36 protein-coding genes are annotated in these 24,681 nt (G+C 61.2%); 3 read left to right on the top strand and 33 right to left on the bottom strand.

Going from position 1 to position 24,681, the window contains the following annotated elements; translation table 11 throughout:
• Positions 1 to 147 precede the first annotated feature (147 nt).
• Together KRZ98_RS11180 and KRZ98_RS11185 are read left to right on the top strand one after the other, a co-directional pair.
• On the top strand, positions 148 to 873 hold the full coding sequence (locus tag KRZ98_RS11180) for a hypothetical protein (RefSeq protein WP_217673605.1): 726 nt from the start codon (positions 148 to 150) through the stop codon (positions 871 to 873).
• Between the two features lie 270 nt (positions 874 to 1,143).
• Positions 1,144 to 1,542, top strand: a complete 399-nt coding sequence (locus KRZ98_RS11185; RefSeq protein ID WP_217673606.1) for a VOC family protein — start codon at positions 1,144 to 1,146, stop codon at positions 1,540 to 1,542.
• 834 nt (positions 1,543 to 2,376) lie between these two features.
• Here KRZ98_RS11185 and KRZ98_RS11190 read toward each other — a convergent pair.
• The 6 genes from KRZ98_RS11190 to lepA all read right to left on the bottom strand — a co-directional run bounded on the left by KRZ98_RS11190 (position 2,377) and on the right by lepA (position 5,943).
• The gene (locus KRZ98_RS11190) at positions 2,377 to 2,706 is read right to left on the bottom strand and encodes a hypothetical protein (protein WP_217673607.1); all 330 of its coding nucleotides are present in this window, start codon (positions 2,704 to 2,706) and stop codon (positions 2,377 to 2,379) included.
• The gene (locus KRZ98_RS11195) at positions 2,696 to 2,980 is read right to left on the bottom strand and encodes a hypothetical protein (RefSeq protein WP_217673608.1); all 285 of its coding nucleotides are present in this window, start codon (positions 2,978 to 2,980) and stop codon (positions 2,696 to 2,698) included. The genes KRZ98_RS11190 and KRZ98_RS11195 overlap by 11 nt, the downstream gene beginning before the upstream one ends.
• Positions 2,981 to 3,156: 176 nt before the next feature.
• Positions 3,157 to 3,633, bottom strand: coding sequence for a hypothetical protein (locus KRZ98_RS11200; RefSeq protein WP_368389807.1), 477 nt, complete (start codon positions 3,631 to 3,633; stop codon positions 3,157 to 3,159).
• Complete coding sequence (locus KRZ98_RS11205) at positions 3,630 to 3,902, bottom strand: type II toxin-antitoxin system RelE/ParE family toxin (RefSeq protein WP_217673706.1); 273 nt, start codon at positions 3,900 to 3,902, stop codon at positions 3,630 to 3,632. Before KRZ98_RS11205 ends, KRZ98_RS11200 begins: the two co-directional genes overlap by 4 nt.
• Complete coding sequence (locus tag KRZ98_RS11210) at positions 3,902 to 4,084, bottom strand: stability determinant (RefSeq protein WP_217673609.1); 183 nt, start codon at positions 4,082 to 4,084, stop codon at positions 3,902 to 3,904. The genes KRZ98_RS11205 and KRZ98_RS11210 overlap by 1 nt, the downstream gene beginning before the upstream one ends.
• 50 nt (positions 4,085 to 4,134) lie before the next feature.
• On the bottom strand, positions 4,135 to 5,943 hold the full coding sequence (gene lepA, locus KRZ98_RS11215; protein ID WP_217673610.1) for a translation elongation factor 4: 1,809 nt from the start codon (positions 5,941 to 5,943) through the stop codon (positions 4,135 to 4,137).
• 182 nt (positions 5,944 to 6,125) lie between these two features.
• Here lepA and KRZ98_RS11220 point away from each other — a divergent pair, with 182 nt between their 5' ends.
• Positions 6,126 to 6,896: a CsgG/HfaB family protein gene (locus KRZ98_RS11220; RefSeq protein ID WP_217673611.1), complete on the top strand. Its 771-nt coding sequence runs from the start codon at positions 6,126 to 6,128 to the stop codon at positions 6,894 to 6,896.
• Between the two features lie 42 nt (positions 6,897 to 6,938).
• Here the strand turns inward: KRZ98_RS11220 and KRZ98_RS11225 are convergent, their stop codons facing one another.
• The 27 genes from KRZ98_RS11225 to fusA form a co-directional block, all read right to left on the bottom strand.
• Positions 6,939 to 7,970 (bottom strand): acyltransferase, encoded by a 1,032-nt coding sequence (locus KRZ98_RS11225; protein WP_217673612.1) that lies wholly within the window; start codon positions 7,968 to 7,970, stop codon positions 6,939 to 6,941.
• Between the two features lie 110 nt (positions 7,971 to 8,080).
• A complete protein-coding gene (locus KRZ98_RS11230) occupies positions 8,081 to 8,614 on the bottom strand; it encodes an ATPase (protein ID WP_217673707.1) in 534 nt (177 codons plus the stop codon).
• A gap of 37 nt (positions 8,615 to 8,651) precedes the next feature.
• Positions 8,652 to 9,308, bottom strand: coding sequence for an adenylate kinase (locus tag KRZ98_RS11235; RefSeq protein ID WP_217673613.1), 657 nt, complete (start codon positions 9,306 to 9,308; stop codon positions 8,652 to 8,654).
• A 46-nt stretch (positions 9,309 to 9,354) separates the two neighbouring features.
• On the bottom strand, positions 9,355 to 10,719 hold the full coding sequence (gene secY, locus KRZ98_RS11240) for a preprotein translocase subunit SecY (RefSeq protein ID WP_017184043.1): 1,365 nt from the start codon (positions 10,717 to 10,719) through the stop codon (positions 9,355 to 9,357).
• Between the two features lie 195 nt (positions 10,720 to 10,914).
• The gene (gene rplO / locus KRZ98_RS11245) at positions 10,915 to 11,448 is read right to left on the bottom strand and encodes a 50S ribosomal protein L15 (RefSeq protein WP_119745085.1); all 534 of its coding nucleotides are present in this window, start codon (positions 11,446 to 11,448) and stop codon (positions 10,915 to 10,917) included.
• A gap of 135 nt (positions 11,449 to 11,583) precedes the next feature.
• Positions 11,584 to 11,763, bottom strand: a complete 180-nt coding sequence (gene rpmD, locus KRZ98_RS11250) for a 50S ribosomal protein L30 (protein WP_119745086.1) — start codon at positions 11,761 to 11,763, stop codon at positions 11,584 to 11,586.
• A gap of 5 nt (positions 11,764 to 11,768) precedes the next feature.
• A complete protein-coding gene (rpsE, locus tag KRZ98_RS11255; RefSeq protein ID WP_217673614.1) occupies positions 11,769 to 12,497 on the bottom strand; it encodes a 30S ribosomal protein S5 in 729 nt (242 codons plus the stop codon).
• A gap of 2 nt (positions 12,498 to 12,499) precedes the next feature.
• The gene (gene rplR, locus KRZ98_RS11260) at positions 12,500 to 12,853 is read right to left on the bottom strand and encodes a 50S ribosomal protein L18 (protein WP_119745088.1); all 354 of its coding nucleotides are present in this window, start codon (positions 12,851 to 12,853) and stop codon (positions 12,500 to 12,502) included.
• Between the two features lies 1 nt (position 12,854).
• Entirely contained in the window at positions 12,855 to 13,388 is a 534-nt protein-coding gene (rplF, locus tag KRZ98_RS11265) for a 50S ribosomal protein L6 (protein WP_119745089.1), read from the bottom strand.
• Positions 13,388 to 13,783 (bottom strand): 30S ribosomal protein S8, encoded by a 396-nt coding sequence (gene rpsH / locus KRZ98_RS11270; RefSeq protein ID WP_006960330.1) that lies wholly within the window; start codon positions 13,781 to 13,783, stop codon positions 13,388 to 13,390. The genes rplF and rpsH overlap by 1 nt, the downstream gene beginning before the upstream one ends.
• A gap of 12 nt (positions 13,784 to 13,795) precedes the next feature.
• Positions 13,796 to 14,101 (bottom strand): 30S ribosomal protein S14, encoded by a 306-nt coding sequence (gene rpsN, locus KRZ98_RS11275; RefSeq protein ID WP_119745090.1) that lies wholly within the window; start codon positions 14,099 to 14,101, stop codon positions 13,796 to 13,798.
• Positions 14,102 to 14,165: 64 nt separating this feature from the next.
• On the bottom strand, positions 14,166 to 14,741 hold the full coding sequence (rplE, locus tag KRZ98_RS11280) for a 50S ribosomal protein L5 (RefSeq protein WP_119745091.1): 576 nt from the start codon (positions 14,739 to 14,741) through the stop codon (positions 14,166 to 14,168).
• Positions 14,741 to 15,052 carry a 50S ribosomal protein L24 gene (rplX, locus tag KRZ98_RS11285; protein ID WP_119745092.1) on the bottom strand — a complete coding sequence of 104 codons (312 nt, stop codon included), beginning with the start codon at positions 15,050 to 15,052 and terminating at the stop codon, positions 14,741 to 14,743. The genes rplE and rplX overlap by 1 nt, the downstream gene beginning before the upstream one ends.
• A complete protein-coding gene (gene rplN / locus KRZ98_RS11290; protein WP_006960322.1) occupies positions 15,052 to 15,420 on the bottom strand; it encodes a 50S ribosomal protein L14 in 369 nt (122 codons plus the stop codon). The genes rplX and rplN overlap by 1 nt, the downstream gene beginning before the upstream one ends.
• A gap of 164 nt (positions 15,421 to 15,584) precedes the next feature.
• Entirely contained in the window at positions 15,585 to 15,848 is a 264-nt protein-coding gene (rpsQ, locus tag KRZ98_RS11295) for a 30S ribosomal protein S17 (RefSeq protein ID WP_006960320.1), read from the bottom strand.
• 12 nt (positions 15,849 to 15,860) lie between these two features.
• Complete coding sequence (gene rpmC / locus KRZ98_RS11300) at positions 15,861 to 16,064, bottom strand: 50S ribosomal protein L29 (protein ID WP_006960315.1); 204 nt, start codon at positions 16,062 to 16,064, stop codon at positions 15,861 to 15,863.
• Between the two features lie 4 nt (positions 16,065 to 16,068).
• The gene (rplP, locus tag KRZ98_RS11305) at positions 16,069 to 16,500 is read right to left on the bottom strand and encodes a 50S ribosomal protein L16 (RefSeq protein ID WP_006960313.1); all 432 of its coding nucleotides are present in this window, start codon (positions 16,498 to 16,500) and stop codon (positions 16,069 to 16,071) included.
• Between the two features lie 21 nt (positions 16,501 to 16,521).
• Positions 16,522 to 17,217, bottom strand: coding sequence for a 30S ribosomal protein S3 (gene rpsC / locus KRZ98_RS11310; protein WP_006960312.1), 696 nt, complete (start codon positions 17,215 to 17,217; stop codon positions 16,522 to 16,524).
• A gap of 4 nt (positions 17,218 to 17,221) precedes the next feature.
• Positions 17,222 to 17,608 (bottom strand): 50S ribosomal protein L22, encoded by a 387-nt coding sequence (rplV, locus tag KRZ98_RS11315; RefSeq protein WP_006960310.1) that lies wholly within the window; start codon positions 17,606 to 17,608, stop codon positions 17,222 to 17,224.
• Entirely contained in the window at positions 17,608 to 17,883 is a 276-nt protein-coding gene (gene rpsS / locus KRZ98_RS11320; RefSeq protein WP_017184033.1) for a 30S ribosomal protein S19, read from the bottom strand. The genes rplV and rpsS overlap by 1 nt, the downstream gene beginning before the upstream one ends.
• A gap of 5 nt (positions 17,884 to 17,888) precedes the next feature.
• Complete coding sequence (rplB, locus tag KRZ98_RS11325; RefSeq protein WP_119745094.1) at positions 17,889 to 18,725, bottom strand: 50S ribosomal protein L2; 837 nt, start codon at positions 18,723 to 18,725, stop codon at positions 17,889 to 17,891.
• Positions 18,726 to 18,735: 10 nt separating this feature from the next.
• The gene (locus KRZ98_RS11330; protein ID WP_006960305.1) at positions 18,736 to 19,050 is read right to left on the bottom strand and encodes a 50S ribosomal protein L23; all 315 of its coding nucleotides are present in this window, start codon (positions 19,048 to 19,050) and stop codon (positions 18,736 to 18,738) included.
• The gene (rplD, locus tag KRZ98_RS11335; RefSeq protein WP_119745096.1) at positions 19,043 to 19,666 is read right to left on the bottom strand and encodes a 50S ribosomal protein L4; all 624 of its coding nucleotides are present in this window, start codon (positions 19,664 to 19,666) and stop codon (positions 19,043 to 19,045) included. The genes KRZ98_RS11330 and rplD overlap by 8 nt, the downstream gene beginning before the upstream one ends.
• 3 nt (positions 19,667 to 19,669) lie before the next feature.
• On the bottom strand, positions 19,670 to 20,422 hold the full coding sequence (gene rplC / locus KRZ98_RS11340) for a 50S ribosomal protein L3 (protein WP_217673615.1): 753 nt from the start codon (positions 20,420 to 20,422) through the stop codon (positions 19,670 to 19,672).
• A 292-nt stretch (positions 20,423 to 20,714) separates the two neighbouring features.
• Positions 20,715 to 21,023, bottom strand: a complete 309-nt coding sequence (gene rpsJ / locus KRZ98_RS11345; protein WP_006960299.1) for a 30S ribosomal protein S10 — start codon at positions 21,021 to 21,023, stop codon at positions 20,715 to 20,717.
• 139 nt (positions 21,024 to 21,162) lie between these two features.
• Positions 21,163 to 22,353, bottom strand: a complete 1,191-nt coding sequence (tuf, locus tag KRZ98_RS11350) for an elongation factor Tu (RefSeq protein WP_217673616.1) — start codon at positions 22,351 to 22,353, stop codon at positions 21,163 to 21,165.
• A 131-nt stretch (positions 22,354 to 22,484) separates the two neighbouring features.
• Entirely contained in the window at positions 22,485 to 24,557 is a 2,073-nt protein-coding gene (gene fusA / locus KRZ98_RS11355; protein ID WP_217673617.1) for an elongation factor G, read from the bottom strand.
• Between the last annotated feature and the right edge of the window lie 124 nt (positions 24,558 to 24,681).

Here is a 24,681-nt window from a genome sequence, read left to right on the forward strand (position 1 = left end):
GCATTTCGGTTGCCGCACCGGCCCTCACCCCCACCCGACCGCCCACAGAGTGTATCCTGAATGGGAGGTCGGGTGGGGGTGAGGGCCGGTGCGGATACGCCAGAAAATACTGTCCTACATATAACCATATAGGTTATATGACCCGCCATGACCAGCCGATCCCTTCCGCGCACCATGGCGCAGCCTGTCCATCTGGACTTCACCCCCATCCCCCGCCGCTATCGCCATGATGGCTGGACGCCGGAGCGTCAGCGCGCCTTCATCGCCGCGCTGGCGGAAACCGGATCGGTCAAGCACGCCGCCCAGCGCGTCGGCATGTCGACCGATGGCGCCTATCAGCTGCGACGGCAAAAGGGGGCCGCCAGCTTCGCCGCCGCCTGGCTCGCCGCGCTGGATCAGGGGGTGCAGCGGCTGGAGGATATCGCGCTCGAACGCGCGATCAACGGCATCGAAGTGCCGGTCTATAGCTATGGCAAGCTGGTCGGCACCCGCCGCGTCTTTAACGACCGGCTGCTCATGTTCCTGCTGCGCAACCGCGCCCATGACCGCTACCCCGAAGGCGCGATCCGCGGCGCATCCCGCCCGGTCGATATCGAAGCGCTCAAGCTGGAATGGAAGCGCGAGGAAATGCGCACCGGCGGTCCGGTTGATCTGAGGGTCAAGGCGGCACTGAAGGAGGTCGTAAAGATGCGCGCCGAAGAGGAAGCCAAGGAAGAAGCCAACCGCCGCAACCCGCGCGGCCGCATCACCATAGAGGGTGACGAGCGCGAAGCCTTCGACCGCTGGCGCGCCGCGACGCAAGGCATCGCTCTGCCAAGCCCGGACACGGACGCGCACGACCGTCGCGATGGGCCACAGGCGCGGACGTTTTGAGATTGGATGTGGGGCGGGAATTGGCCGATTTCGGAATGTCTGCTACCGATCAGTAAAAGGGGATTGCCGCCGGTCCTCTCTTGGGCAGGCGACACGATCGTTGGCAGAAATAGCTAGCTGTCGCCCATCGACCAAGGTGCGACTTCTTTCTCCATTGATTCAAGCATGCCAACGCCAGCCCAACGATCCAGGCGTGACCGCGCGTTCGATCCTGCTAAGGCCAGCACGGGCAGTGTTCAATCATGGCGTGGCCCAAGTAGGAGAAGATGTATGCTTTTTCACACGATGGTGGGGTCGAACGACATCGACCGGGCGAAGCGCTTCTATGACACGGTGCTTGGCACCCTCGGAATTGGGGAAGCGACGATCAACGTCGCCGACAGTGGCCACACGCGCCTGATCTACAACAGTGGGAATGGAGCCAATTTCATTGTCACCCAGCCGATCAATGACGAACCGGCGACTGTCGCGAACGGCAGCACCATCGCTTTTTCTTGCGATTCGCCAGAGCAGGTGGAGGAGTTTCATGATGTTGCAGTCGCCAATGGTGGCACGTCGATCGAGGTAGCGCCCGGTCCTCGCGAAACAGCGTCTATGGGTACGATCGTACTCGCGTACTTCCGCGATCCAGATGGAAACAAGCTATGCGGCATCCACTTCCCCAAGTAACGGGGCTTTGCATCGTTTAGACTGAGTCAGCTGCCCGCCAATGCTTTGGTGGGCAACTGGTTGCTCTTTTCCCGTTCCGTTTTGGGCCGATTTCGGAATGTCGCCTTACCGGCGGGTAAGAGGGGATAGCCGCCGGTCCTCTTTAGGGCAGGCGACACGATCGTGGGCGAAAATAGCTGCCGGTCATCCGTCGACCACTTGCAGACAATAAGGCGTTCTGTGACGATGCCCGAATGCGGTCATCGCCCTCCATTTTGATAAGCGCTGTTGTGCTGGCATCCTGTGCCCCTAAGCCGGTCGATATAGCTGCCGAGCAATGCTGGTCCGTTTCTGTCGGTGACAAGGTTGAAGGCACGGCCATTCTTTCCGCCTATTCTGGCAGTGAATGTATCGAGTGTGGAGCATCTGTGTCGGGTCATAGCTGCCCCGGCGTGGGCTTTGCGGCGGCTAACGACGCGGTAGATCGAGCCTACGACCGCATTGTGCATTCAGCGCCTGCGGATAATCTCGGTTTTGTGAGCCAAAGAGTTTTCCTATCGGGAGATGTTATTCCCAACGGAGCGACAGGTAAGCCTATGATCCGCGCGACACAATTGCGCCTCGCGGAACTGAAGTCCGCTAACCCCTGATAATCGCCGAAAGCGGTCGGTCGCCTAACCACCCTCCAGCGCCGTTCTCGCGTTCGATTTCATTCGGATATAGACCGGACCGGCAGCACCGACGCGGCTCGCTACGCCTTTGACCCAGCCAAATCGCCGGGATGGGTGGTAAGCGGAAGGGCGGCTTTTGGCCAATAATCGGCCAGAGCAGACATATGATCGCCTTCTGCTAAACCTACACGGCCCTGATCTCGTTAGCGATGCTGTCGAACAGGCCAAGGTATCTCGCTTCCAAATCCGCGATAGGAAGCGAAAACATGTGTGCCGAAAGAGGCAGGCCAGCTTCCTCAGCAGCGACGTGACCGTCACTCATAAACGATGCAAACAGATCAATCGCCGTGCTTAAATCGCCTGCATTTCGCATTCCGTAATCGGCAATCCACAAGCAATAGATGACGCGCTGGATCGAGGTCATAGCCGCGAAGCCGATCTCCGCCTTTGCGCTCATGAGTTCGTCGGTTGCATCGAGCAGCCATGTCTCATTGTCGCGATCGTTATGCGTCATCGATGGCATACCTGATAAGGCGTTCGCATCTAACGCGCTCCACAGCTTCGTCGCCCTCTGCTAACCCTGCGAAATCTTCCAAGAGATCACGCGCGATAAACGTTTCGAGAAAATAGCTGTAAACTATCCCTGATCGTTCGATGTCATCGGTCGCGTCTGGCGCGGGGTTGATAACGATAGCGTCTGCAAAACACCCCCAAGGCTTGGCAGCATAAATCGTGCCGTCGTCGTCACTCCATTGCTGCGTGTTTTTCAGCAAATCAATCAAATGCACCCAGCCATCTCCGTCCGCTTATGAAGAGGCTAGCGGCGGCTTCTGACGGCGGCAAGTGGTCGACGACCGACCGGCAGCTTTTTGTCACCAGATGGGCAGCGGAAACCTGAACGAATGACTGCTTCCTGGAGTCGGAAGCGAGGTGCCGGACGGCGAAAAGTGGCGCACCCTCGCCCCTACCCCATCTTCCCCCGCACCGCAGCCAGCACATCTCCCGCCAGCCGCGCATAGTCGGCGCAGGCGGCCTGCATCGCTGCGCCGCCGTCACCGTCGCGCAGGCCGCCATAGCAATGCCGGTTCTGCGCCGCGCGCATCATGCGCAGCCGCCCGCGCTCAATGCCCGCCAGCCCCAATTGCTTGCCAGCCCGCCGCCAGGCTTCCGCCGCGCTGAATATCCGCCGCCCCGGATGCACGCCGGGGTCAGCGCCAGCTTCCGCCCCCAGCCGGTCGATCCGCTGCGCCTCGACAATCATGTCGGTCAGGAACAGGTCCAGTTCGCGCAGGCCATTGCCGATCAGCCGGGCGGGCATCGCGCCACGCCGCTGCATGGCCGCATCGGGGCACTGGCCCAGCGACATGCCATTGGCCAGAAACGCCGCCGCCCGCTCGATCCGGTCCAGTTGGCCGGTCAGGGCGGCGTGGGGATCGATCACGGATATTCCCGCCGCGCATGGACAAGGTTGACGATTTCCACCGCGTCACTCGTCACCCGGTACATCAGGATATAATTGGGATGCACCACCGCTTCGCGCGTGCCAGCCACCCGCCCGGTCCGATATGGAAAAGGATGCTCGGCGAGGCGTTCGGCACAGGCTTCGATCGCGTCCTGTAGCCGGATCGCTGCCGCCGGGTTGCGTTCCGCAATATAGCTGATCGCGGCCTCCAGGTCGTCGAGCGCGCTGGCGCGCCATAACAGACGCATCACGCGCGGTCGCGCGCCTTTGACCGGATGATCCCCCGCGCCCGCGCCATCGCCTCGTCATGCGCCACGGGGGCGCGCGTGTCGGCCAGCGACGCTGCAACCTTCGCGTTCAGCCACGCTTCCCAGGCGATGGCCTGTTCCGGCGTCTCAAACTCGGACGTTAAAGGCGTATGCTCGTTCACCCGGCCAGAATAGGCGAAATCCCGGCTCGTGCAAGCGCCCTGCGGATCGATCAGTTCTCGTCGCCCATCCGCAACGCCGCAATAAACGCCTCCTGCGGAATCTGGACTGATCCATATTCCCGCATCCGCTTCTTGCCTTCCTTCTGCTTGTCGAGCAGCTTCTTCTTGCGGCTGATATCGCCGCCATAGCATTTGGCGGTCACGTCCTTGCGCATCGCCGCGATGGTTTCGCGGGCGATCACCTTGCCGCCGATTGCCGCCTGGATCGGGATTTTGAACAGATGGCGGGGGATCAGGTCTTTGAGGCGCTCGCACATGCCGCGCCCGCGCGATTCCGCGGTGCCGCGATGGACGATCATGCTCAGCGCATCGACCGGCTCTGAATTGACCATGATGCTCATCTTGACCAGGTCACCCTCGCGATAACCGATCTGGTGATAGTCGAAGCTGGCATAGCCCCGGCTGATGCTCTTCAACCGGTCGTAGAAATCGAACACCACTTCGTTGAGCGGCAGTTCATAGGTCACCTGCGCGCGACCGCCGACATAGGTCAGGTTCTTCTGGATGCCGCGCCGGTCCTGGCAGAGTTTCAGGATGGAGCCGAGATATTCGTCGGGGCAATAGATGATCGCCTCGATCCACGGCTCCTCAATCTCGTCGATCTTGGTCGGGTCGGGCATGTCGGCGGGATTGTGCAGCTCGATCTCGCCCGCGCCATAGGTCAGCTGGATCTTGTACACCACCGACGGCGCGGTGGTGATGAGGTCCAGGTCATATTCGCGCGTCAGCCGCTCCTGAATAATCTCCAGATGGAGGAGGCCGAGGAACCCGCAGCGGAAGCCGAAGCCCAGCGCCGCGCTGCTCTCCATCTCGAAACTGAAGCTGGCATCGTTCAGGCGCAGCTTGCTGATGGAATCGCGCAACTTGTCGAAATCATTGGCGTCGACCGGGAACAGGCCGCAAAACACCACTGGCTGCACTTCCTTGAAGCCCGGCAGCGGCGCCGTCGCGCCATTCTTCACCGTGGTGATGGTGTCGCCCACGCGGGTCTGCGCGATTTCCTTGATCTGCGCGGTGATGAAGCCGATCTCGCCCGCCGCCAGTTCGGGCAGCTGTTCGATCTTGGGCCGCATACAGCCGACACGGTCGATCAGATGTTCGGTGCCGCCGATCATGAACTTGATCGCCTGCCCCTTCTTGATCACGCCATTGACGACGCGGACCAGAATGACGACGCCCAGATAGGGGTCATACCAGCTGTCCACCAGCATCGCCTCCAGCGGGGCGTTGCGGTCGCCCTTGGGCGGCGGGATTTTCTTGACGATGGCTTCGAGTATCTCGTCGATGCCGATGCCCGATTTGGCGCTGGCCAGCACCGCTTCGGATGCGTCGAGGCCGATGACATCCTCGATTTCCTTGCGCACCTTTTCCGGTTCCGCAGCGGGCAGATCGATCTTGTTGAGCACCGGCACGATCTCATGATCATGCTCGATCGACTGGTAAACATTGGCCAGCGTCTGCGCTTCCACCCCCTGCGCCGCGTCCACGACCAGCAGCGCGCCTTCGCACGCGGCCAGGGAGCGGCTGACTTCATAGGCGAAGTCGACATGCCCCGGCGTGTCCATCAGGTTCAGCTCATAAGTCTGGCCGTCTTTCGCGACATAGTCCAGGCGCACCGTCTGCGCCTTGATGGTGATCCCGCGTTCCTTCTCAATGTCCATATTATCAAGGACTTGGGCGCTCATCTCGCGGTCGGACAGGCCGCCGGTCCGCTGGATCAGCCGGTCCGCCAGCGTGGACTTGCCATGGTCGATATGGGCGATGATCGAAAAGTTACGGATGTGGCTAAGCTCAGTCATTGCGCGCCGATAGCAGGTGTCATCGGCCCTGTCAGCAGGATCGCGAAAGCCCCGTCCGATAAGATGACAATGGCCGTCACTCGGCCCCGCTCCGCTTGGAAGCGTAACACTGCTATGATATGCTCAGGCAAAATATCGGGCGCGCACAAATTCAGATCAAGCAACAAACGGGGTTCTTGAAAATGCGTGTATTTAAGAGGGTGACAGCAGCGGCGCTCTGTCTGGCGCTGGCCGCGCCGCAAGCCATGGCCGCCGACAAGGGATCGTCCGGTCGTCAGGCCCAGACTAAAAAGCAGATGGAAATCCCCCGCTGCACCAAGCGCCTGGGCACCGTCGCGATCGTCGAGCCGGACAATCAGTGGTGGCGCGAACTCAATCTGGGCAGCCCCGAAGCGATCATCAAGCTGTTCGTCCAGCAATCGGGCTGTTTCGGCATCGTCAATCGCGGCCGATCAATGGCCAGCCGCAATCTCGAACGCGCCATGGCGGATTCGGGCGAATTGCAGTCGGGCAGCAATCTGGGCAAGGGTCAGGTCAAGGCTGCGGACTATTTCATCCAGCCTGACATTGTGACCACCAACAAGAATAGCGGCGGCAATGCCTTTGGCGGGATGCTGGGCGGGATGCTGGGCGGCCGGATCGGCGGCGCGCTGCTCGGCGGCATCTCGGTGAAGAAAAGCGAAGCTAATGTCATGCTGTCGGTGGTCAACGCCCGCACGACCGAAGAGGAAGTGATGGCGGAAGGCTATTTCCGCAAGTCAGACCTGAGCTTTGGCGGCGGTGGCGGCCTGGGCTGGATGGGCGGTCTGGCTGCAGTTGGCGGCGGCGGTTACCAGAATACCGACATCGGTCAGGTGATCGTGCTCGCTTATCTGGACGCCTATACCAAGATGGTGACGCAGATGGGCGGCCTGCCTGAAAATGCGGCAGCGGCAGCGCCCGTCGCCAAATAAGATCTGTAGGGGCGCGGCCGGACTATCTGGCTGCGCCCTTTTTCATGCCGGGACGATGGCGACCGCTGCCCGTTCGCGTCGGCGTTTCCACCAGCGCAATATTGCTTCCCCCGCAGGTCGTTCGACCGCGCGGTTGATCGCTGTCCCCAGCAGCAGCGCCACGGCGAAGGCGGCGAAGAAGCCGATCCAGGGGCTATAGCCCGCCTTGGCAACCTCCAGCATGACAATGAAGCCGACATGCTGGTGGACGAGGTAGAAGGAATAGCTGATCCCGCCCATCCAGACGAGCGGGCGCAGGCTGAGGAAATGCAACCGTCCCGCAATCAGCGCCGCGAAGGCCGCGATCAGGACGCAGGCGACGATGGTCACGTCCCACGTCTCGATCGTCGCCACCGATGCCAGCGCCAGCAGCATATAGGGTGCCTGCTGTCGCCAACTGCGCCGCCCGGCCCAGACGCGATAGGACAGCATCCCGATGACAAAGAAGGGCAGATAGCGCAGCACCAGCAGCATGATGATGCGTTCAGGCATGTCGGGCCAAGCGAAATAGAGCCAGCGCACCGCCAGCCATGCCGCCAGCACCGGTTCAAGCCGCTTGAGGCCCGCAAAGCGCCACAGCGCGATCATGCAGACATAGAAGCCGATCTCCACCGTCAGCGTCCAATAGGCGCCGTCGACTTCGGGCATGAAGGCAAAGCCCTGCAACATGGTAAAGTTGGCAAGGATGGCGACAGGGCCAACCAGCAACTGGGTTGCATGGGCCAGATATTCGATACCCAGCGTCAGCAGCATCGCGACGATATAAGCGGGATAGAGGCGTGCAAAGCGGTTGACGATGAAGTCCGCGACCGATCCGATGCGGTCGAGCGTGAAGAAAATGGCAAAGCCCGAAATGGTGAAGAACAGCAGCACGCGATAATTGCCGCCGGGGAAGCTGAAAGGGACATGGCTGGCCTGCGGAAACAGCTCGTGGAAGCGGGTGGAATAATGGAAGATCAGCACGCACAGCGCCCCGATGCCGCGCAAGGCGTCCAGCTCGGTCAGGCGAGTGCGGGAGGGAAGCGATCCGGCCATGCTGCGCTATAGCAACACGACAGCAATAAATCAGTTAACATCGTGGTTAACTATCGTGCCTTAACCCTCTTTTGTTGCCGATAGTTTGCCAGATCGCATCAGTCAGGCCATCAATGCGCCTCGGCAGCCCGTTTCAGGCCCTGCAACTGTTCGTTCAGCACCTGATCGACGATCGGCGCCATCGCGGCTGGACCACTGCGCAAATAGCCCCCAACCATATAGGTCATGATGACTTGAACCCCCTTGCCCTTTGGCTGGATCGTAAAGTCGAGCGTGCCAACGACGCCTTCGCTCTGGAGCGGCCCCAGCGCGGCTGAGAGGCGCAACTGTTTGCCGCGGACCGCGTAGATGACGCGGCCATGTTCGATACTGCCGGCTTTACCGGATGGATCGGGGAGTGTTTCGCAAAAACAGCCGCCAGCACGCGGGTCGAGAGTCATATTGGCCGAATCGCCGCTATAGGTGTGACTATCATTCCACCAGCGACCGGGCGCCGCCAACAAGGCATAGACCGCGCCAGCCTCCGCCGCGATCTCGACGCTGCTTTGCGTCGCAAAGCCGATATCGCTGGTCGCCGTTACAGCAGAATGGGCTGGCGCGGCCATCGCCGCACCAGCCCATGCCAATAGTCCGATTATGCGCATCATGCTCTCCCCCTATTGCGTGCGGGGGCAGTCTAGCTCAGGCGACGCCGCCGTCCAAGATGGCGGCGATCGCGACGCTGACATCGTCCATGTCCGCCATGCCGTCAACGCGCGACACGATGCCGCGGGCTTCGTAGATCGGCAGGATCGGTGCGGTCTTGGCGCGATATTCGGCCATGCGGGTGCGCACCGTTTCCTCATTGTCGTCGGGACGACGCTTGAATTCGCCGCCGCCACACTTGTCGCAGACGCCTTCGACCTTGGGCGTCTTGAACGTGTCGTGATAGCCTTCGCCGCAGCTGGCGCAGGTGAAGCGGCCAGTGATGCGTTCAACCAGCGCGTCTTCATTCACTTCCAGTTCGACGACATGGTCGAGCGAACGGCTGCGCTGCTCCAATATGGCGTCAAGCGAATGGGCCTGCGCCTCGGTCCGCGGATAGCCGTCGAAGATGACCCCGGTGTCGGGAGCGAGCGCATCGAGCGCCTCGCCAATGATGCCGGATACGACTTCGTCAGGCACCAGAGCGCCAGATTCCATCAAAGCCTTAGCCTGCAAACCGACGGGCGTACCCGCCTTCACCGCGGCGCGCAGCATGTCGCCGGTGGACAGCTGGACCATGCCCCGGCTTTCGACCAGACGGCTGGCCTGCGTCCCCTTGCCAGCACCCGGAGGGCCAAGCAATATGATGTTCATCGCGCGCATTCTCCCCTGTTGTGCGCCCTTGGCCATTATGCGCCGATCAGCGCATACGGCCTTTCAGCTTCGCCTTCTTGATCAGATCCCCATATTGATGGGCGAGCAGATGGCTTTGAATCTGGGTCACCGTATCGACCGTAACATTGACGACGATCAACAAGCTAGTCCCACCAAGGTAGAATGGAATTCCCGCCCGTGCGATGGCGAACTCCGGCACCAGGCAGATGAAGGCCAGATAAGCCGCGCCAATCACCGTGATGCGCGTCAGCACATAATCCAGGTAATTTTCGGTATTCTTGCCCGGACGGATGCCGGGAATGAAGCCGCCATTGCGCTTGAGATTGTCAGCCGTTTCTTCCGGGTTGAACACCACGGCGGTGTAGAAGAAGCAGAAGAACACAATGCCAAGGCCGTACAACGCCATATAGACCGGGCTGCCGTGCGACAGATACTGGTTCAGCGTCAGCACGAAATCGCCCAGCCTGCTCTCACCCGCCACGGTCTGACCCGCGAATTGCGAGATGGTGAGCGGCATCAGCAGCAGCGAACTGGCGAAGATTGGCGGGATGACGCCAGCGGTGTTGACCTTGAGCGGCAAATGGCTGCGGTCCGCCTGCATCAGGCCCTGGCGAGTCTGGCGCTTGGGATATTGGATAAGCACCCGGCGCTGGGCGCGCTCCATGAAGCAGATCAAAAGGACCAGGCCGACGGCCATCACCATGATCAGGAAGATCAGCAGGCCGGAGATCGTGCCTTCACTGCCCGACTTGAAAAGGTTGCTGAGCGTCACCGGCAGCTGGGCGACGATGCCCGCCATGATGATGAGCGACACGCCATTGCCGATGCCGCGTGAGGTGATCTGTTCACCCAGCCACATCAGGAACATGGTGCCGCCGATCAGCGAGACCACGGCGGTCAGGCGGAACAACATGCCCGGTTCGATGACAGCAGCCACGCCCGATTGCGCGCCAAAGCCTTCAAGCCCGACGGCAATGAAATAGCCCTGAACCGCGGTCAGACCTACCGTGCCATAGCGGGTATATTGGTTGAGCTTCTTGCGCCCGCTCTCGCCTTCCTTCTTGATCGCTGCCAGCTTGGGCGACAGCGACGCGCCCAACTGCACCACGATCGAGGCGGTGATATAGGGCATGACGCCGAGCGCAATCAGGCTCATGCGCGACAGGCTGCCACCGGAGAAGGTGTTGAAGATGTCGAGGATGCCGCCCTGCGTCTGGCTGTAGAGCTGCGACAGGGCCGTCGGATCGACACCGGGCAGCGGCACGAAGCTGAGGAAACGGAACACGATCAGCGCGCCCAGCGTAAACCACAGGCGCTTCTTGAGGTCGGTCGCCTGGCTGAATTTCGCGAGGCTGAGATTGGATGCGAGCTGGTCGGCTCTCGATGCCATGGTGGCTGCCCTTCAAATCATGCGTGCCGGAGCGCCATGGCCCCGGAGCGGAATCGCTCATCCCTTAGCGGGACGGGTTAGCCGTGTCGAACGGGGAGTTGCCGCGCAAGCGACAAAAGCCTCCCCCCAGATACGCATAGCCCCGCCAACCCATATCGGGCAGCGGGGCTATACATGCAAGTCTGGGACGGCGGATTAGGCCTTCCGGGCAGCCTTGGCAGCGGCAAGTGCCGTGCCCTTCTTGGCCTTCGCCTTGTCGGCGGCCGCAACGACTTCGATCACTTCAACCTTGCCACCGGCCTTTTCGACCGCTTCCAGCGCGCCCTTCGACGCACCGGAGACCAGGAAGCTGACCTTGGCAGTCAGTTCACCCTTGGCGAGCAGACGGACGCCATCCTTGCCACCACGGGCAAGCGAGGCGGCCTTGAGCGCTGCATGGTCGATGGTCGCGTTGGCGTCCAGCTTGCCGGCGTCGATCGCCTTCTGCACCGCGCCCAGGTTCACGATCGCAAAATCGCTGGCGAAGATGTTGTTGAAGCCGCGCTTCGGGATCCGCATGTGGAGCGGCATCTGGCCACCCTCGAACCCGTTGATGGCGACGCCCGAACGCGCCTTGGCGCCCTTCTGGCCGCGACCGGCGGTCTTGCCCTTGCCCGAACCGATGCCGCGTCCAACGCGCATACGGCCCTTGCGGGCGCCATCATTGTCACGGATGTCATTGAGTTTCATGTCTTGCACTCGCTTTCGCTATGTTCGCGCCATCCCCAAGCGGGGAACTAAAGAGGCCGGGCCGATAGCCCAACCCTAGAAAAACGAAAGAGGGGTTTTCCCCTCTCCCGCTTCATTTCGTCGGATCAAAGGGCCTTAGCCCTCGACCACCTGCACCATGTGCGGCAGCTTACGGATGGCACCGCGGACTTCCGCCGTGTCTTCCAGTTCCACCACGCGGTTCATCTTGCCCAGGCCCAGGCCGATCAGAATCTTCTTCTGGTCGGCGGGACGGCGGATCGGTGAACCGATCTGCTTGATCTTGATCTTGGCCATATCGCTTACTCCGCAATCGCTTCGGCGTCGGCAGCGGCCAACTCGACCGAGGCACCACCGCGACGAAGCAGGTCGGCGACCTTCTTGCCGCGACGCTGCGCCACCGACTTGGGGCTGGTCTGCTCGCCCAGCGCCGCAAAGGTCGCCCGGATCATGTTATAGGGGTTCGACGTGCCGTTGGACTTGGTCACGACGTCCGCAACGCCCAGGCTTTCGAACACGGCGCGCATCGGACCACCGGCGATGATGCCCGTACCGGCAGGTGCCGAACGGACCGTCACCTTGCCAGCACCGAAATGGCCCAGGCCATCATGATGCAGCGTACGGCCTTCCTTCAGAGGGACGCGAACCATTGCCTTCTTGGCAGCGGCAGTCGCCTTGCTGATCGCTTCAGGCACTTCGCGCGCCTTGCCATGGCCAAAGCCCGCACGACCCTTGCCGTCGCCAACGACGACCAGAGCCGCGAAACCGAAGCGCTTACCGCCCTTGACGGTCTTGCTGACGCGGTTGATGTGAACCAGCTTCTCGATCAGTTCTTCACCCTGATCTTCGTCGCGGTTGCCGCCACGACGATCGTCACGACGGCCACGGCCGCCGCGATCGCCGCCGCCACGGTTGCGATCGCCGCCGCCACGGTTGCCACGGGCACCGCGGCCAGGACCGCGACCTTCGGTCGGTGCAGCGTCTGCACCGTCGACGGGCGCAGCGACTTCAATGGTGTTTTCGTCTGCCATGCTCAGAACTCCAGCCCGGCTTCACGGGCCGCATCGGCCAGCGCCTTGACGCGGCCATGGAAAAGGAAACCGCCGCGGTCGAACACGACGCGGGTAACGCCGGCCTTGGTCGCGGCTTCCGCCACGCGCTTGCCGACATCGGCAGCCGCATCAGCGGTCGCGCCGGTCTTGCCACGCACATCCTTGTCCAGGGTCGAGGCGGCGGCGACGGTGGTGCCGGCGGCGTCATCAATGACCTGGGCGTAGATGTGACGACCCGAACGATGAACGCTCAGACGCGGGCGATTGCCCGACACGGCCTTGAGGGCGGTGCGAACGCGGCGACGACGCCGCTCGAAGAGGGAAAGCTTTGCCATCTTACTTCTTCTTCCCTTCCTTGCGGAAGATGAATTCGCCGTCGTACTTGATGCCCTTGCCCTTATAGGGTTCGGGCTTACGCCAGCGACGGATCTCGGCCGCAACCTGTCCGACCTTCTGCTTGTCGATACCGATGATCTCGACCGTGGTGTTATCCGGGGTCTTGATCTCAATCCCTTCGGGGATCGCGTAATCGACGTCGTGGCTGTAGCCCAGCTGCAACTTCAGGTTCTTGCCCTGCGAGTTGGCGCGGTAGCCGACGCCGGTGATCAGCAGCTTCTTGGTGAAGCCTTCGGTCACACCGGTGATGAGGTTCTGAACCAGCGTGCGCTGCATACCCCAAAAGGCGCGCGCCGCTTTGGTCTTGTTGGCTGGCTGCACCGAAATGCCGTCATTTTCCAACGTGTAGCTGATCTCGTCGCGCAGCGGCATGGCGAGGGTGCCCTTGGGGCCCTTCACCGAGAGCTGCCCGCCCTCGATGGTCGCGGTCACCCCATTGGGGATCGCGACCGGTTTTTTACCGATGCGGCTCATTAGAACACCTCCGCCAGCACTTCGCCGCCGACATTCTGTTCGCGCGCTTCCGCGTCGGACAGAACACCCTTGGGCGTCGAGACAATGGTGATGCCCAAGCCGTTGCGGACTACCGGCAGTTCCTTGGAACCGGAATAGACGCGGCGGCCAGGCTTTGACACGCGAGCGACATGCTTGATGGCCGGCTGGCCTTCAAAATATTTCAGCTCGATGCGCAGGCCGGGGTGGGCGCCAAGCGCTTCCTCGGAATAACCACGGATATAGCCTTCGCGCTGAAGCACGTCGAGAACGCGGGCGCGCAGCTTGGACGCGGGGGACATAACGCTGTCCTTCTTCGCCTGCTGCCCGTTGCGGATGCGGGTGAGCATATCACCCAGGGGATCGGTCAATGCCATGAGATGATATCCTTACCAGCTCGACTTGGTGACGCCGGGGATCAGGCCCTTGTTGGCCAGATCACGCAGCTGAATACGGCAGAGCCGGAATTTGCGGTAATAAGCGCGCGGGCGACCGGTCAGCTCGCAGCGATTACGCACGCGAGTGGGGTTACCGTTGCGGGGAATTTCCGCCATCTTCAGACGGGCGATCAAACGATCACCGTCGTCAGCATTGGTATCATTTGCGATCGTCTTGAGCTTCGCATAACGGCCGGCATATTTCTTCACCAGCTTCTTGCGACGTTCATTCTTGTTGATCGAACTCAGTTTCGCCATGACTTAAGTTCTCTTCCTTAGCTAATGCGTTGGGAGAGAAGCCGGGCCAAAATCCCTAAGGACTTTAAGCCGCCTGCTTCTCTTCTTCCTGCGGGAAGGGGAAACCGAACAGGCGCAGCAGCTCGCGCGCCTCGTCGTCCGTCTTCGCGGTGGTGGTCACGATGATGTCCATGCCGCGCACCTTGTCGACGCGGTCATAGCTGATCTCCGGGAAGATGATCTGTTCCTTGATGCCGAAGGCATAGTTGCCACGGCCATCAAAGCTCTTGGGGTTCAGACCACGGAAGTCGCGCACGCGGGGGAGCGCGATGTTGATCAGGCGATCCAGAAATTCATACATGCGCTCGCGGCGCAGCGTGACCTTGGCACCGATCGGCATCCCCTCACGCAGCTTGAACTGCGCGATCGACTTCTTCGCCTTGGTGATGACCGGCTTCTGACCAGCGATCAGTTCCATTTCCTCGGCGGCCTGGGTGACCTTCTTCTTGTCCTGGGTCGCTTCGCCCACGCCCATGTTGAGCGTGATCTTTTCGATCCGGGGGATTTCCATGACGTTCTTGTAACCGAACTTGTCGGTCATCGCCTTGATGATCTCGGCGTCATAGAGCGCTTTGGAGCGCGGGATATACATGTCGGCCATTACAGCACCTCACCGGACTTGACGGCGACGCGAACCTTCTTGCCGTCGCGCTCCTCGAAACGAACGCGGGTCGGCTTGCCGTCCTTGTCGGCGACCGCCACGTTCGAGATGTGGAGCGGCGCAGGCTTGCGCTCGATGCCGCCCTGCGGGTTCGACTGGTCGGGCTTGCGATGCTTCACATGCACGTTGATGCCTTCGACAAGAACCTTGTCGTCCTTGGGCATCACCTGCAGGACAGCGCCGGTACGGCCCTTGTCCTTGCCAGCCAGGACGACAATCTTGTCGCCCTTCTTGATCTTAGCAGCGCTCATTACAGCACCTCAGGGGCTAGGCTGATGATCTTCATGTGCTTCTTGGCACGCAGTTCACGAACCACGGGGCCAAAGATACGGGTGCCAATCGGCTCCTCGTTCTTGTTGATCAGCACAGCGGCATTACCGTCGAAACGGATCACCGAACCATCGGCCCGACGAATGTCCTTGGCGGTACGCACGATGACGGCGCGGTGAACGTCGCCCTTCTTGACCTTGCCGCGCGGAGCCGCTTCCTTGACGGAGACGACGATGATGTCGCCAACGCCGGCGAAGCGCCGCTTCGACCCGCCCAGCACCTTGATGCACTGGACGCGCTTGGCGCCGCTGTTGTCCGCGACGTCAAGATTGGATTGCATCTGGATCATGGATCCGGTTCCTTCTTATTTGGCCTACCGGAAAAATTCCGGCGGTTCCGAATTTCGTGTCTGGACCCTTGGAGTCATACGCGAAGCGCGGGCCTGTAACCCCTTCTGAATGAAAAGGCCAGCCCCGCGTCGCAATTAGACTCAAAGAGTCGGTGACCTATCCCTCAGGCCGCCGTTTCCGGCGACTTGTGGGTGTCCACGCGCTCGATGACCTTCCAGGTCTTGAGCTTGGAAATCGGGGCGGTTTCCTCAATGCGGACCGTCTCGCCTTCCTTGTAGACATTGCCCTCGTCATGGGCATGATATTTCTTCGAACGACGAATGATCTTGCCGTAGAGCGCGTGCTTTACCTTGCGCTCCACGCGAACGACCACCGTCTTGTCGGTCTTGTCGGAAACCACAGTTCCCGTCAGCACGCGCTTGGGCATCGTGTGGTTCCTTTACTTGGCAGCGGAGCTGTTACGCTCCGTCTGCAGGGTCTTGATCTGCGCGATCGACCGGCGGACTTCCTTGACCCGGCTGGGCTTTTCCAGCTGGTTGGTGGCCGCCTGGAAACGCAGGTTGAACTGCTCACGCTTCAGGTTGTTCAGTTCGGTCGACAGCTCGTCGTCCGTCTTGGTCTTGAGATCAGCAACTTTCGCCATGACCTTAGCCCTCCAGATGCGAGGTGTCGCCGAGGCGAGCGACAACCTTCGTCTTGATCGGCAGCTTCATCGCGGCACGCGAGAAAGCCTCGGCTGCGAGCGGGCCGGGAACGCCGTCCAGCTCGAACAGAATGCGGCCGGGGGCGACGCGGGCCGCCCAATATTCGACCGAACCCTTGCCCTTGCCCTGACGGACTTCGGCCGGCTTCTTCGTCACCGGAACGTCGGGGAACACGCGGATCCACAGACGGCCTTGGCGGCGGATATGGCGGGTGATCGCACGGCGGGCCGCTTCGATCTGGCGCGCGGTGATCCGTTCCGGCTCCATGGCCTTGAGGCCATAGGCGCCGAAGTTCAGCGCAGTGCCGCCCTTCGCATCGCCCTTGATCCGGCCCTTGAAGGTCTTGCGGAACTTCATTTTCTTCGGTTGCAGCATGACGCTATACCCTATTCAAAATCAGCGCGCCGGACGCACGCCGGAGGTCTGAGCCTCCAGCATGAGCCGGTCGGTCGCGAACGGATCATGGCCGAGAATCTCGCCCTTGAAGATCCACACCTTGATCCCGCACACGCCATAGGCGGTATGCGCGGTGGCTTCGGCATAGTCGACGTTCGCACGCAGCGTGTGCAGCGGAACGCGGCCTTCGCGATACCATTCTACGCGCGCGATTTCCGCGCCGCCCAGACGACCGCCACAGGTGATCTTGATGCCTTCGGCGCCCAGACGCAGCGCCGACTGAACCGCACGCTTCATCGCCCGGCGGAATGCCACGCGACGCTCCAGCTGGTCGGCAATGCCCTGCGCGACGAGACGGCTGTCGACTTCCGGCTTGCGGATTTCGACGATGTTCAGCGACACGTCGGACGAGGTCAGCGCACCCAGCTTCTTGCGAAGCTTCTCAATGTCCGCACCCTTCTTGCCGATGATGACACCCGGACGGGCGGCATAGATCGACACGCGGCACAGCTTGGCGGGACGCTCGATCACGACCTTTGAGATCGCGGCCTGCGGCATATTCTTGAAGATGAACTGGCGGATCTTGAGATCTTCCAGCAGGAGACGACCATAGTCGGCACCTTCGGCGAACCAGCGGCTGTCCCAGGTACGGTTGATCTGGAGACGCAGACCGATCGGATTGCTCTTGTGACCCATGTGCTTACGCCTCCGCTTCTTCGCCAGCTTCACGCACGACGATACGCACGCGGCTGTAAGGCTTGAGGATCCGGGTCGACTTGCCGCGGCCACGGGCATGGAAGCGCTTGAGCGTGAACGCCTTGCCTACCGATGCTTCCGCGACGACCAGTGCGTCGACGTCCAGATTGTGATTGTTTTCGGCGTTGGCGATGGCCGAAGCCAGCACCTTGCGCACGTCGACCGCCATCGCCTTCTTGGAGAAGGCGAGGATGTTCAGCGCGTCCTCGACCTTGCGGCCGCGGATGAGAGTGGCGACCAGGTTCAGCTTCTGGGCCGAACCACGGATCTGCGTGCCAACGGCCAGCGCTTCATTGTCGGCGACGCGACGCGGAGCTTTTTCCTTGCTCATTAGCGCTTGCCCTTCTTGTCGGCGGCGTGGCCGGGGAAGAAGCGGGTCGGGGCGAATTCGCCCAGCTTGTGACCCACCATTTCCTCATTCACGGAGACCGGAACATGCTTGCGGCCGTTATAGACGTTGAACGTCAGACCAACGAACTGCGGCAGGATGGTGGAACGACGCGACCAGGTCTTGATCGGCGCACGGCCACCCGCGTCCTGCGCGGCTTCCGCCTTCTTCAGAAGGCTGAGGTCCACGAACGGACCTTTCCAGACGGAACGAGCCATCTCGCTTACCTCTTCTTCTTCGCGTGGCGGCTACGGATAATCATCTTATCCGTCGCCTTGTTGTGGCGGGTGCGGGCACCCTTGGTCGGCTTGCCCCAGGGCGTGACCGGATGACGGCCGCCAGAGGTCCGGCCTTCACCACCACCATGCGGGTGATCGACCGGGTTCTTGGCAACACCGCGGGTCAGAGGACGAATGCCCTTCCAACGGTTGCGGCCTGCCTTGGCGAGGTTGGTATTGCCATTGTCCGGGTTGCTGACGGCACCGATGGTACCCATGCAGTCGGAACGAATGTAGCGCTGTTCACCCGACGACAGGCGAACCATGACCATGCCGCGGTCACGACCGACGAGCTGGGCGTAGGTGCCTGCCGAACGGCAGAGCTGACCGCCCTTGCCTGGCTTCATTTCGATGTTGTGGATGATCGTGCCAACCGGCATCTGACCCAGTTCCATCGCGTTGCCCGGCTTCACGTCGGTCTTTTTCGCCGCGATGACCTTATCACCGGGCGCCAGACGCTGCGGCGCCAGGATATAGGCCTGGGTGCCGTCGGGATAGTTGACCAGCGCGATGAAGGCGGTGCGGTTGGGGTCATATTCCAGACGCTCGACCGTACCTTCGACATCCCACAAGCGGCGCTTGAAATCGATGATACGATAGCGCTGCTTGTGACCGCCGCCGATACCGCGCGAGGTCACATGACCCTTGTTGTTGCGGCCACCGGTCTTGCGCTTGCCTTCGGTCAGCGCCTTGACGGGCTTCCCTTTGTGCAGGCTCGACTTGTCGACCAGGATCAGGCCGCGCTGGGCGGGGCTGGTCGGGTTATAGTGCTTGAGTGCCATGGTCCGCGCCTCAGATACCGGTGGTGACGTCGATGGACTGGCCTTCGGCCAGCGTCACGATCGCCTTCTTGACGTCCGAACGCTTGTAGGGCTTGCCCTTCCAGCGCTTGGTCTTGCCCTTCTGCACCAGCGTGTTGACCGCTTTGACGGTCACGCCGAACAGTGCTTCGACAGCGGCCTTGATTTCCGGCTTGGTCGCGGTGTTGGCGACCTTGAAAACCACGGCGTTGTTTTCGCTCAGGAGCGTCGACTTCTCGGTGATGTGCGGCGCGACGACGACGTCATAATGACGGTTGTCGACGGTTCCGGCTTGCTTTTTAGCCATTGAAACGGGCCTCCAGCTTTTCGACCGCAGCGCGCGTAAGCACCAGCGAGTCGGCTTTCAATATGTCGTAGACATTGGCGCCGACGGCAGGAAGCAAGTCCACGCCGATGATGTTGGCCGATGCCTTGGCAAAGCTGATGTTCACAGCGTCACCGTCGATGAACAGCACCTTGGTGAGGTTCAGCTTGGCAAGGCTGGCGACCAGCGCCTTGGTCTTGCCTTCGGCAACATCCAGGCTGTCGATGATCGTCAGCGTTCCGGCCTTGACCTTCGACGACAGCGCCATCTTCAGGCCCAGCGCGCGAACCTTCTTGTTCAGCGAAGGGTTGAAGTCACGGACGCGGGCACCGTGGGCCTTACCACCGCCGATGAACACCGGCGCGCGGCGATCGCCGTGACGGGCGGTGCCGCCGCCCTTCTGGCGGCCAAACTTCTTGCCGGTGCGGGCAACATCGCTACGCTCACGGGTGCCGCGAGCGGTGCCGCGACGCTTTTCGAGCTGCCAGGTGACGACGCGATGAAGGATGTCGGCGCGGGGCTCAATACCGAAAACGGCATCGTTCAGCTCCAGATCGCCAGCTTCTGCTGCGTCGAGGGTCTGTACCTTGACCTTCATGGTTTAGCCCTCCTGGCCTTCGGTGACGTCGGTCGCCACGGCTTCTTCAGCCGGGGTGTTCGCAGCGTCATTGCTGTTGTCAGCCTTTTTCAGGCTAGCGGGATAGGGTGCATCCGCCGGACGAGCAACCTTGACCGCGTCCTTGACGGTGAGCCAGGTGCCCTTGGCGCCTGGAACGCTGCCCTTGACGAAAATCAGGCCACGCTCGACGTCGGTGCGCACGATTTCCAGATTCTGCTGGGTGCGTTCACGATCGCCCATGTGACCGGCCATCTTCTTGTTCTTGAAGACGCGCCCCGGATCCTGGCGGTTACCCGTCGAACCATGGGCACGATGGCTGATCGACACGCCGTGGGTGGCGCGCATACCGCCGAAGCCCCAACGCTTCATAGCGCCGGCAAAGCCCTTACCCTGGGTGTGACCCGCCACGTCGACCAGCTGGCCGGCGATGAAATGGTCAGCGGCGATTTCTGCGCCGACATCGAGGAGCGCATCCTCGGCGACACGGAATTCGACCAGACGTGCCTTAGGCTCCACTTCCGCCTTGGCGAAGTGACCGCGCTGCGGCTTGGCGACATTCTTAACTTTCGCGGTGCCGGCACCCAGCTGCACGGCTACATAGCCGTCGCTGTCCACATCCTTCCGAGCCACGACCTGGTTGCCTTCAAGGGCCAGAACCGTAACCGGAACGTGACGCCCGTCCTCTTGGAACAGGCGGGTCATCCCGACTTTCTTCGCGATCACGCCAGTGCGCATGATCCATACTCCCAATAGAGGCCCGCCCAAGTCTCAAAAACGACTCCAGCGGGCGTATCCAACGAAAAAACCGCTCAGGATTTCTCCTTCGCGGCCAACCCTTTGCTTGTAGATCACCCCGTCTGGGTTGGATGCCACCCCCTATTCGGGAACAGCGACGGGGGACCAGGGCCACGGCATGAGCCGCGCGGTATCCCTTGTGTCGTTTGAGCTTCCACCCTTCCCCAAAAGAAAGAGGGGGCGGAATGCCCGATACCCTGCTCACCTTTCGGTCAGCAGGGACTTGCTGGCTTTAGGCCAGCTTGATCTCGACGTTCACGCCGGCAGCCAGGTCCAGCTTCATCAGCGCGTCGACCGTCTGCGGCGTCGGCTGCACAATGTCAAGCATACGCTTGTAAGTGCGGACTTCGAACTGTTCGCGCGACTTCTTGTCGACGTGAGGGCCACGGTTGACCGTGAACTTTTCGATGCGCGTCGGCAAAGGAATGGGGCCGCGAATGAGGGCGCCGGTGCGGCGGGCGGTGTCGGCGATGTCGCCGGTCGCCTGATCGAGCACGCGATGATCGAACGCCTTGAGGCGAATGCGGATGTTGCTGTCCATGTCCTACTACCGATGCGAAAGAGCCAAAAAACAAACCGCCCCGTTTAGACCCTCTAGCGCAAAGCCGGCGAGGATCGGTCCGAGGCGGTTAAAATCCGAGCCGCGCGAATCAGGTGACCCGCGCGGCTCGCTGCCTATATTACTTGGTGACTGCCGAAACAACCCCCGAACCGACGGTGCGGCCGCCTTCGCGGATCGAGAAGCGCAGGCCCTGCTCCATCGCGATCGGTGCGATGAGCTTGACGCCGAGCTTCACGTTGTCGCCGGGCATGACCATCTCGGTACCTTCAGGCAGCACGACTTCGCCGGTCACGTCGGTGGTGCGGAAGTAGAACTGCGGACGGTAGTTGGCGAAGAACGGCGTGTGACGGCCACCCTCTTCCTTCGACAGAACATAAACTTCCGATTCGAACTCGGTGTGCGGCTTGATCGAGCCGGGCTTGCAGAGAACCTGGCCACGCTCGACGTCTTCACGGCCAACGCCACGAACCAGCGCGCCGATATTGTCGCCAGCTTCACCCTGATCGAGCAGCTTGCGGAACATTTCAACGCCGGTGACGACGGTCTTGCGGGTGTCCTTGAGGCCGACGATCTCGACTTCTTCACCAACCTTGACGATGCCGGTTTCGACGCGGCCGGTCACAACCGTACCACGACCCGAGATCGAGAACACGTCTTCGATCGGCATCAGGAAGGGCTTGTCGACCGGACGGTCGGGCTGCGGGATCCAGCTGTCGACCGACTGCATCAGCTTCAGAACGGCGTCATGGCCGATTTCGTTGTTGGTGCCGTTAAGGGCGCAAACAGCCGAACCCGGAATGATGGGGATGTTGTCGCCGTCAAAGTCATAGGACGACAGCAGCTCGCGGATTTCCAGCTCGACCAGTTCCAGAATTTCTGGATCGTCGACCAGGTCAACCTTGTTCATGAACACGACCATCTGCGGCACGCCGACCTGACGGGCGAGCAGGATGTGCTCGCGGGTCTGCGGCATCGGGCCGTCGGTGGCGGACACGACCAGGATCGCGCCGTCCATCTGGGCGGCACCGGTGATCATGTTCTTCACATAGTCAGCGTGACCTGGGCAATCGACGTGCGCATAGTGGCGCTGCTCGGTTTCATATTCGACGTGGGCAGTCGAAATGGTGATGCCGCGCTCACGCTCTTCAGGCGCCTTGTCGATATTGTCATACGACGTGAAGGTCGCGCCGCCGGTTTCGGCCAGCACCTTCGTGATCGCTGCGGTCAGCGAGGTCTTGCCATGGTCGACGTGACCGATGGTGCCGATGTTGCAATGCGGCTTCGTCCGCTCAAACTTAGCTTTCGCCATTTTATCCTACCTTCTAATCAAATCCGATGGGTTTGACCGCTCGGCCGCGCCTTGCGAAGGCGCGTCCATAGCAGCAAATTCGCATAATGAAAGCCCTAACCGCCCCGTTCGCACGGGGCGGATCAGGATTTTCAGGCCATCTTGGCCTTCACCTCGTCAGCGACATTCTGCGGCACTTCATCATAGTGCGAGAACGACATGGAATAGCTGGCCCGACCCTGGGTGAAGGAACGCAGCGTATTCACATAACCGAACATGTTGGCCAGCGGGACCATGGCATCGACGGTCTGTGCGTTGCCGCGGCTGTCAGTGCCCTGGATCTGGCCACGACGGCTGTTCATGTCGCCGATGACGTCACCCAGATAGTCTTCCGGGGTCACGACTTCGACCTTCATGATCGGTTCGAGCAGCTTGATGCCCGACTTCTGGGCCGCCTCGCGCATCGCGCCGCGGGCACAGATTTCGAACGCCAGAGCCGACGAGTCGACGTCATGATAGGCGCCGTCATACAGATGGACTTCGAAGTCGATGATCGGGAAGCCGATCAGCTGACCGGTCAGCGCCGTCTCACGGAAGCCCTTTTCGACCGAGGGGATATATTCCTTGGGAATATTGCCGCCCTTGATCTCGTCAAAGAACTGATAGCCCGAACCACGCTCGCCAGGAATGACGGTCGCCTTGATGCGGCCGAACTGACCCGAACCACCCGACTGCTTCTTGTGGGTATAGTCGATGTCGACCTTCTTCGCGAGATATTCGCGATAGGCCACCTGCGGCGCACCGACATTGGCCTCGACCTTGAACTCGCGACGCATACGATCGACAAGGATTTCCAGGTGAAGCTCGCCCATGCCCTTGATGATGGTCTGGCCCGATTCGTGATCGGTCGACACGCGGAAGCTGGGATCTTCGGCCGACAGGCGATTGAGCGCGATGCCCATCTTTTCCTGGTCCGCCTTGGTCTTGGGTTCCACCGACAATTCGATAACCGGCTCAGGGAATTCCATCCGCTCCAGCACGATCGGCTGACGCTCGGCGCACAGCGTGTCGCCGGTGGTGGTTTCCTTCATGCCGGCCAGCGCGATGATGTCGCCGGCAAATGCCTCGTCAACGTCCTTACGTTCGTTGGCGTGCATTTCGAGCATACGCCCGACCTTTTCCTTCTTGTCCTTCACCGAGTTCAGGTAGGTTCCCTTGACGAGCGTACCCGAATAGATGCGGATGAAGGTGAGCGAGCCCACGAACGGATCGTTCATCACCTTGAACGCCAGCGCGCTGAACGGCGCGTCGTCGGTCGCGGGACGGCTGTCCGGCTCGTTGCTGTCCATCTTGACGCCCTGCACGTCCTCAATGTCGAGCGGGCTGGGCATATAGTCGACGACGGCGTCGAGCAGGGGCTGAACGCCCTTGTTCTTGAACGCCGAACCGCAAACCACCGGGACGAACGACTGGTTGAGCGCGCCCTTGCGGATCAGCGCCTTGAGCGTCGCCGTGTCAGGCTCGGTGCCGTCAAGATAGGCTTCCATCGCGGCATCGTCCTGCTCGACGGCCAGTTCGATCAGGTCGCTGCGATATTTCGCAGCCTTGTCTGCCATGTCGGCGGGGATTTCTTCGAAGAAGAATTCGGCACCAAGCGACTCGTCCTTCCAGATGATCGCGCGGTTTTCGACCAGGTCGACCAGACCCTTGAAATCGCTTTCCGTGCCGATCGGGAGATACAGCACGGCGGGACGCGCACCCAGACGATCGATGATCGACTGCACGCAATAATAGAAGTCGGCACCGGTGCGATCGAGCTTGTTGATGAAGCACATGCGCGGGACTTTATATTTGTCCGCCTGACGCCACACGGTTTCGGACTGCGGCTCAACACCGGCAACGCCGTCGAAGCAGGCAACCGCACCGTCGAGCACGCGCAGCGAACGCTCGACTTCAATCGTGAAGTCGACGTGGCCGGGGGTGTCGATAATGTTGATGCGGTGGCCGTTCCAGAAACAGGTCGTCGCAGCCGAGGTGATCGTGATCCCGCGCTCCTGCTCCTGCTCCATCCAGTCCATCGTGGCGGCGCCGTCATGGACTTCGCCGATCTTGTAGGACTTGCCGGTATAATAAAGAATACGCTCGGTCGTCGTCGTCTTGCCGGCGTCGATATGGGCCATGATGCCGATATTGCGATACAGTTTGAGCGGATGGCTGCGGGCCATGATGCTTCTCCGTTGCCGGCGCACCGGCGGTTGGGGATTCGTGTTCTTGCGTGGCCCCTAAACCAATCCGTCCGCCATGGGTAGGCCCACGACGAACGGATGGATTTTTAAGAGCGATAAACGG

This window comes from Sphingobium sp. AS12 (assembly GCF_019097845.1).
Taxonomy (GTDB): Bacteria; Pseudomonadota; Alphaproteobacteria; order Sphingomonadales; family Sphingomonadaceae; genus Sphingobium.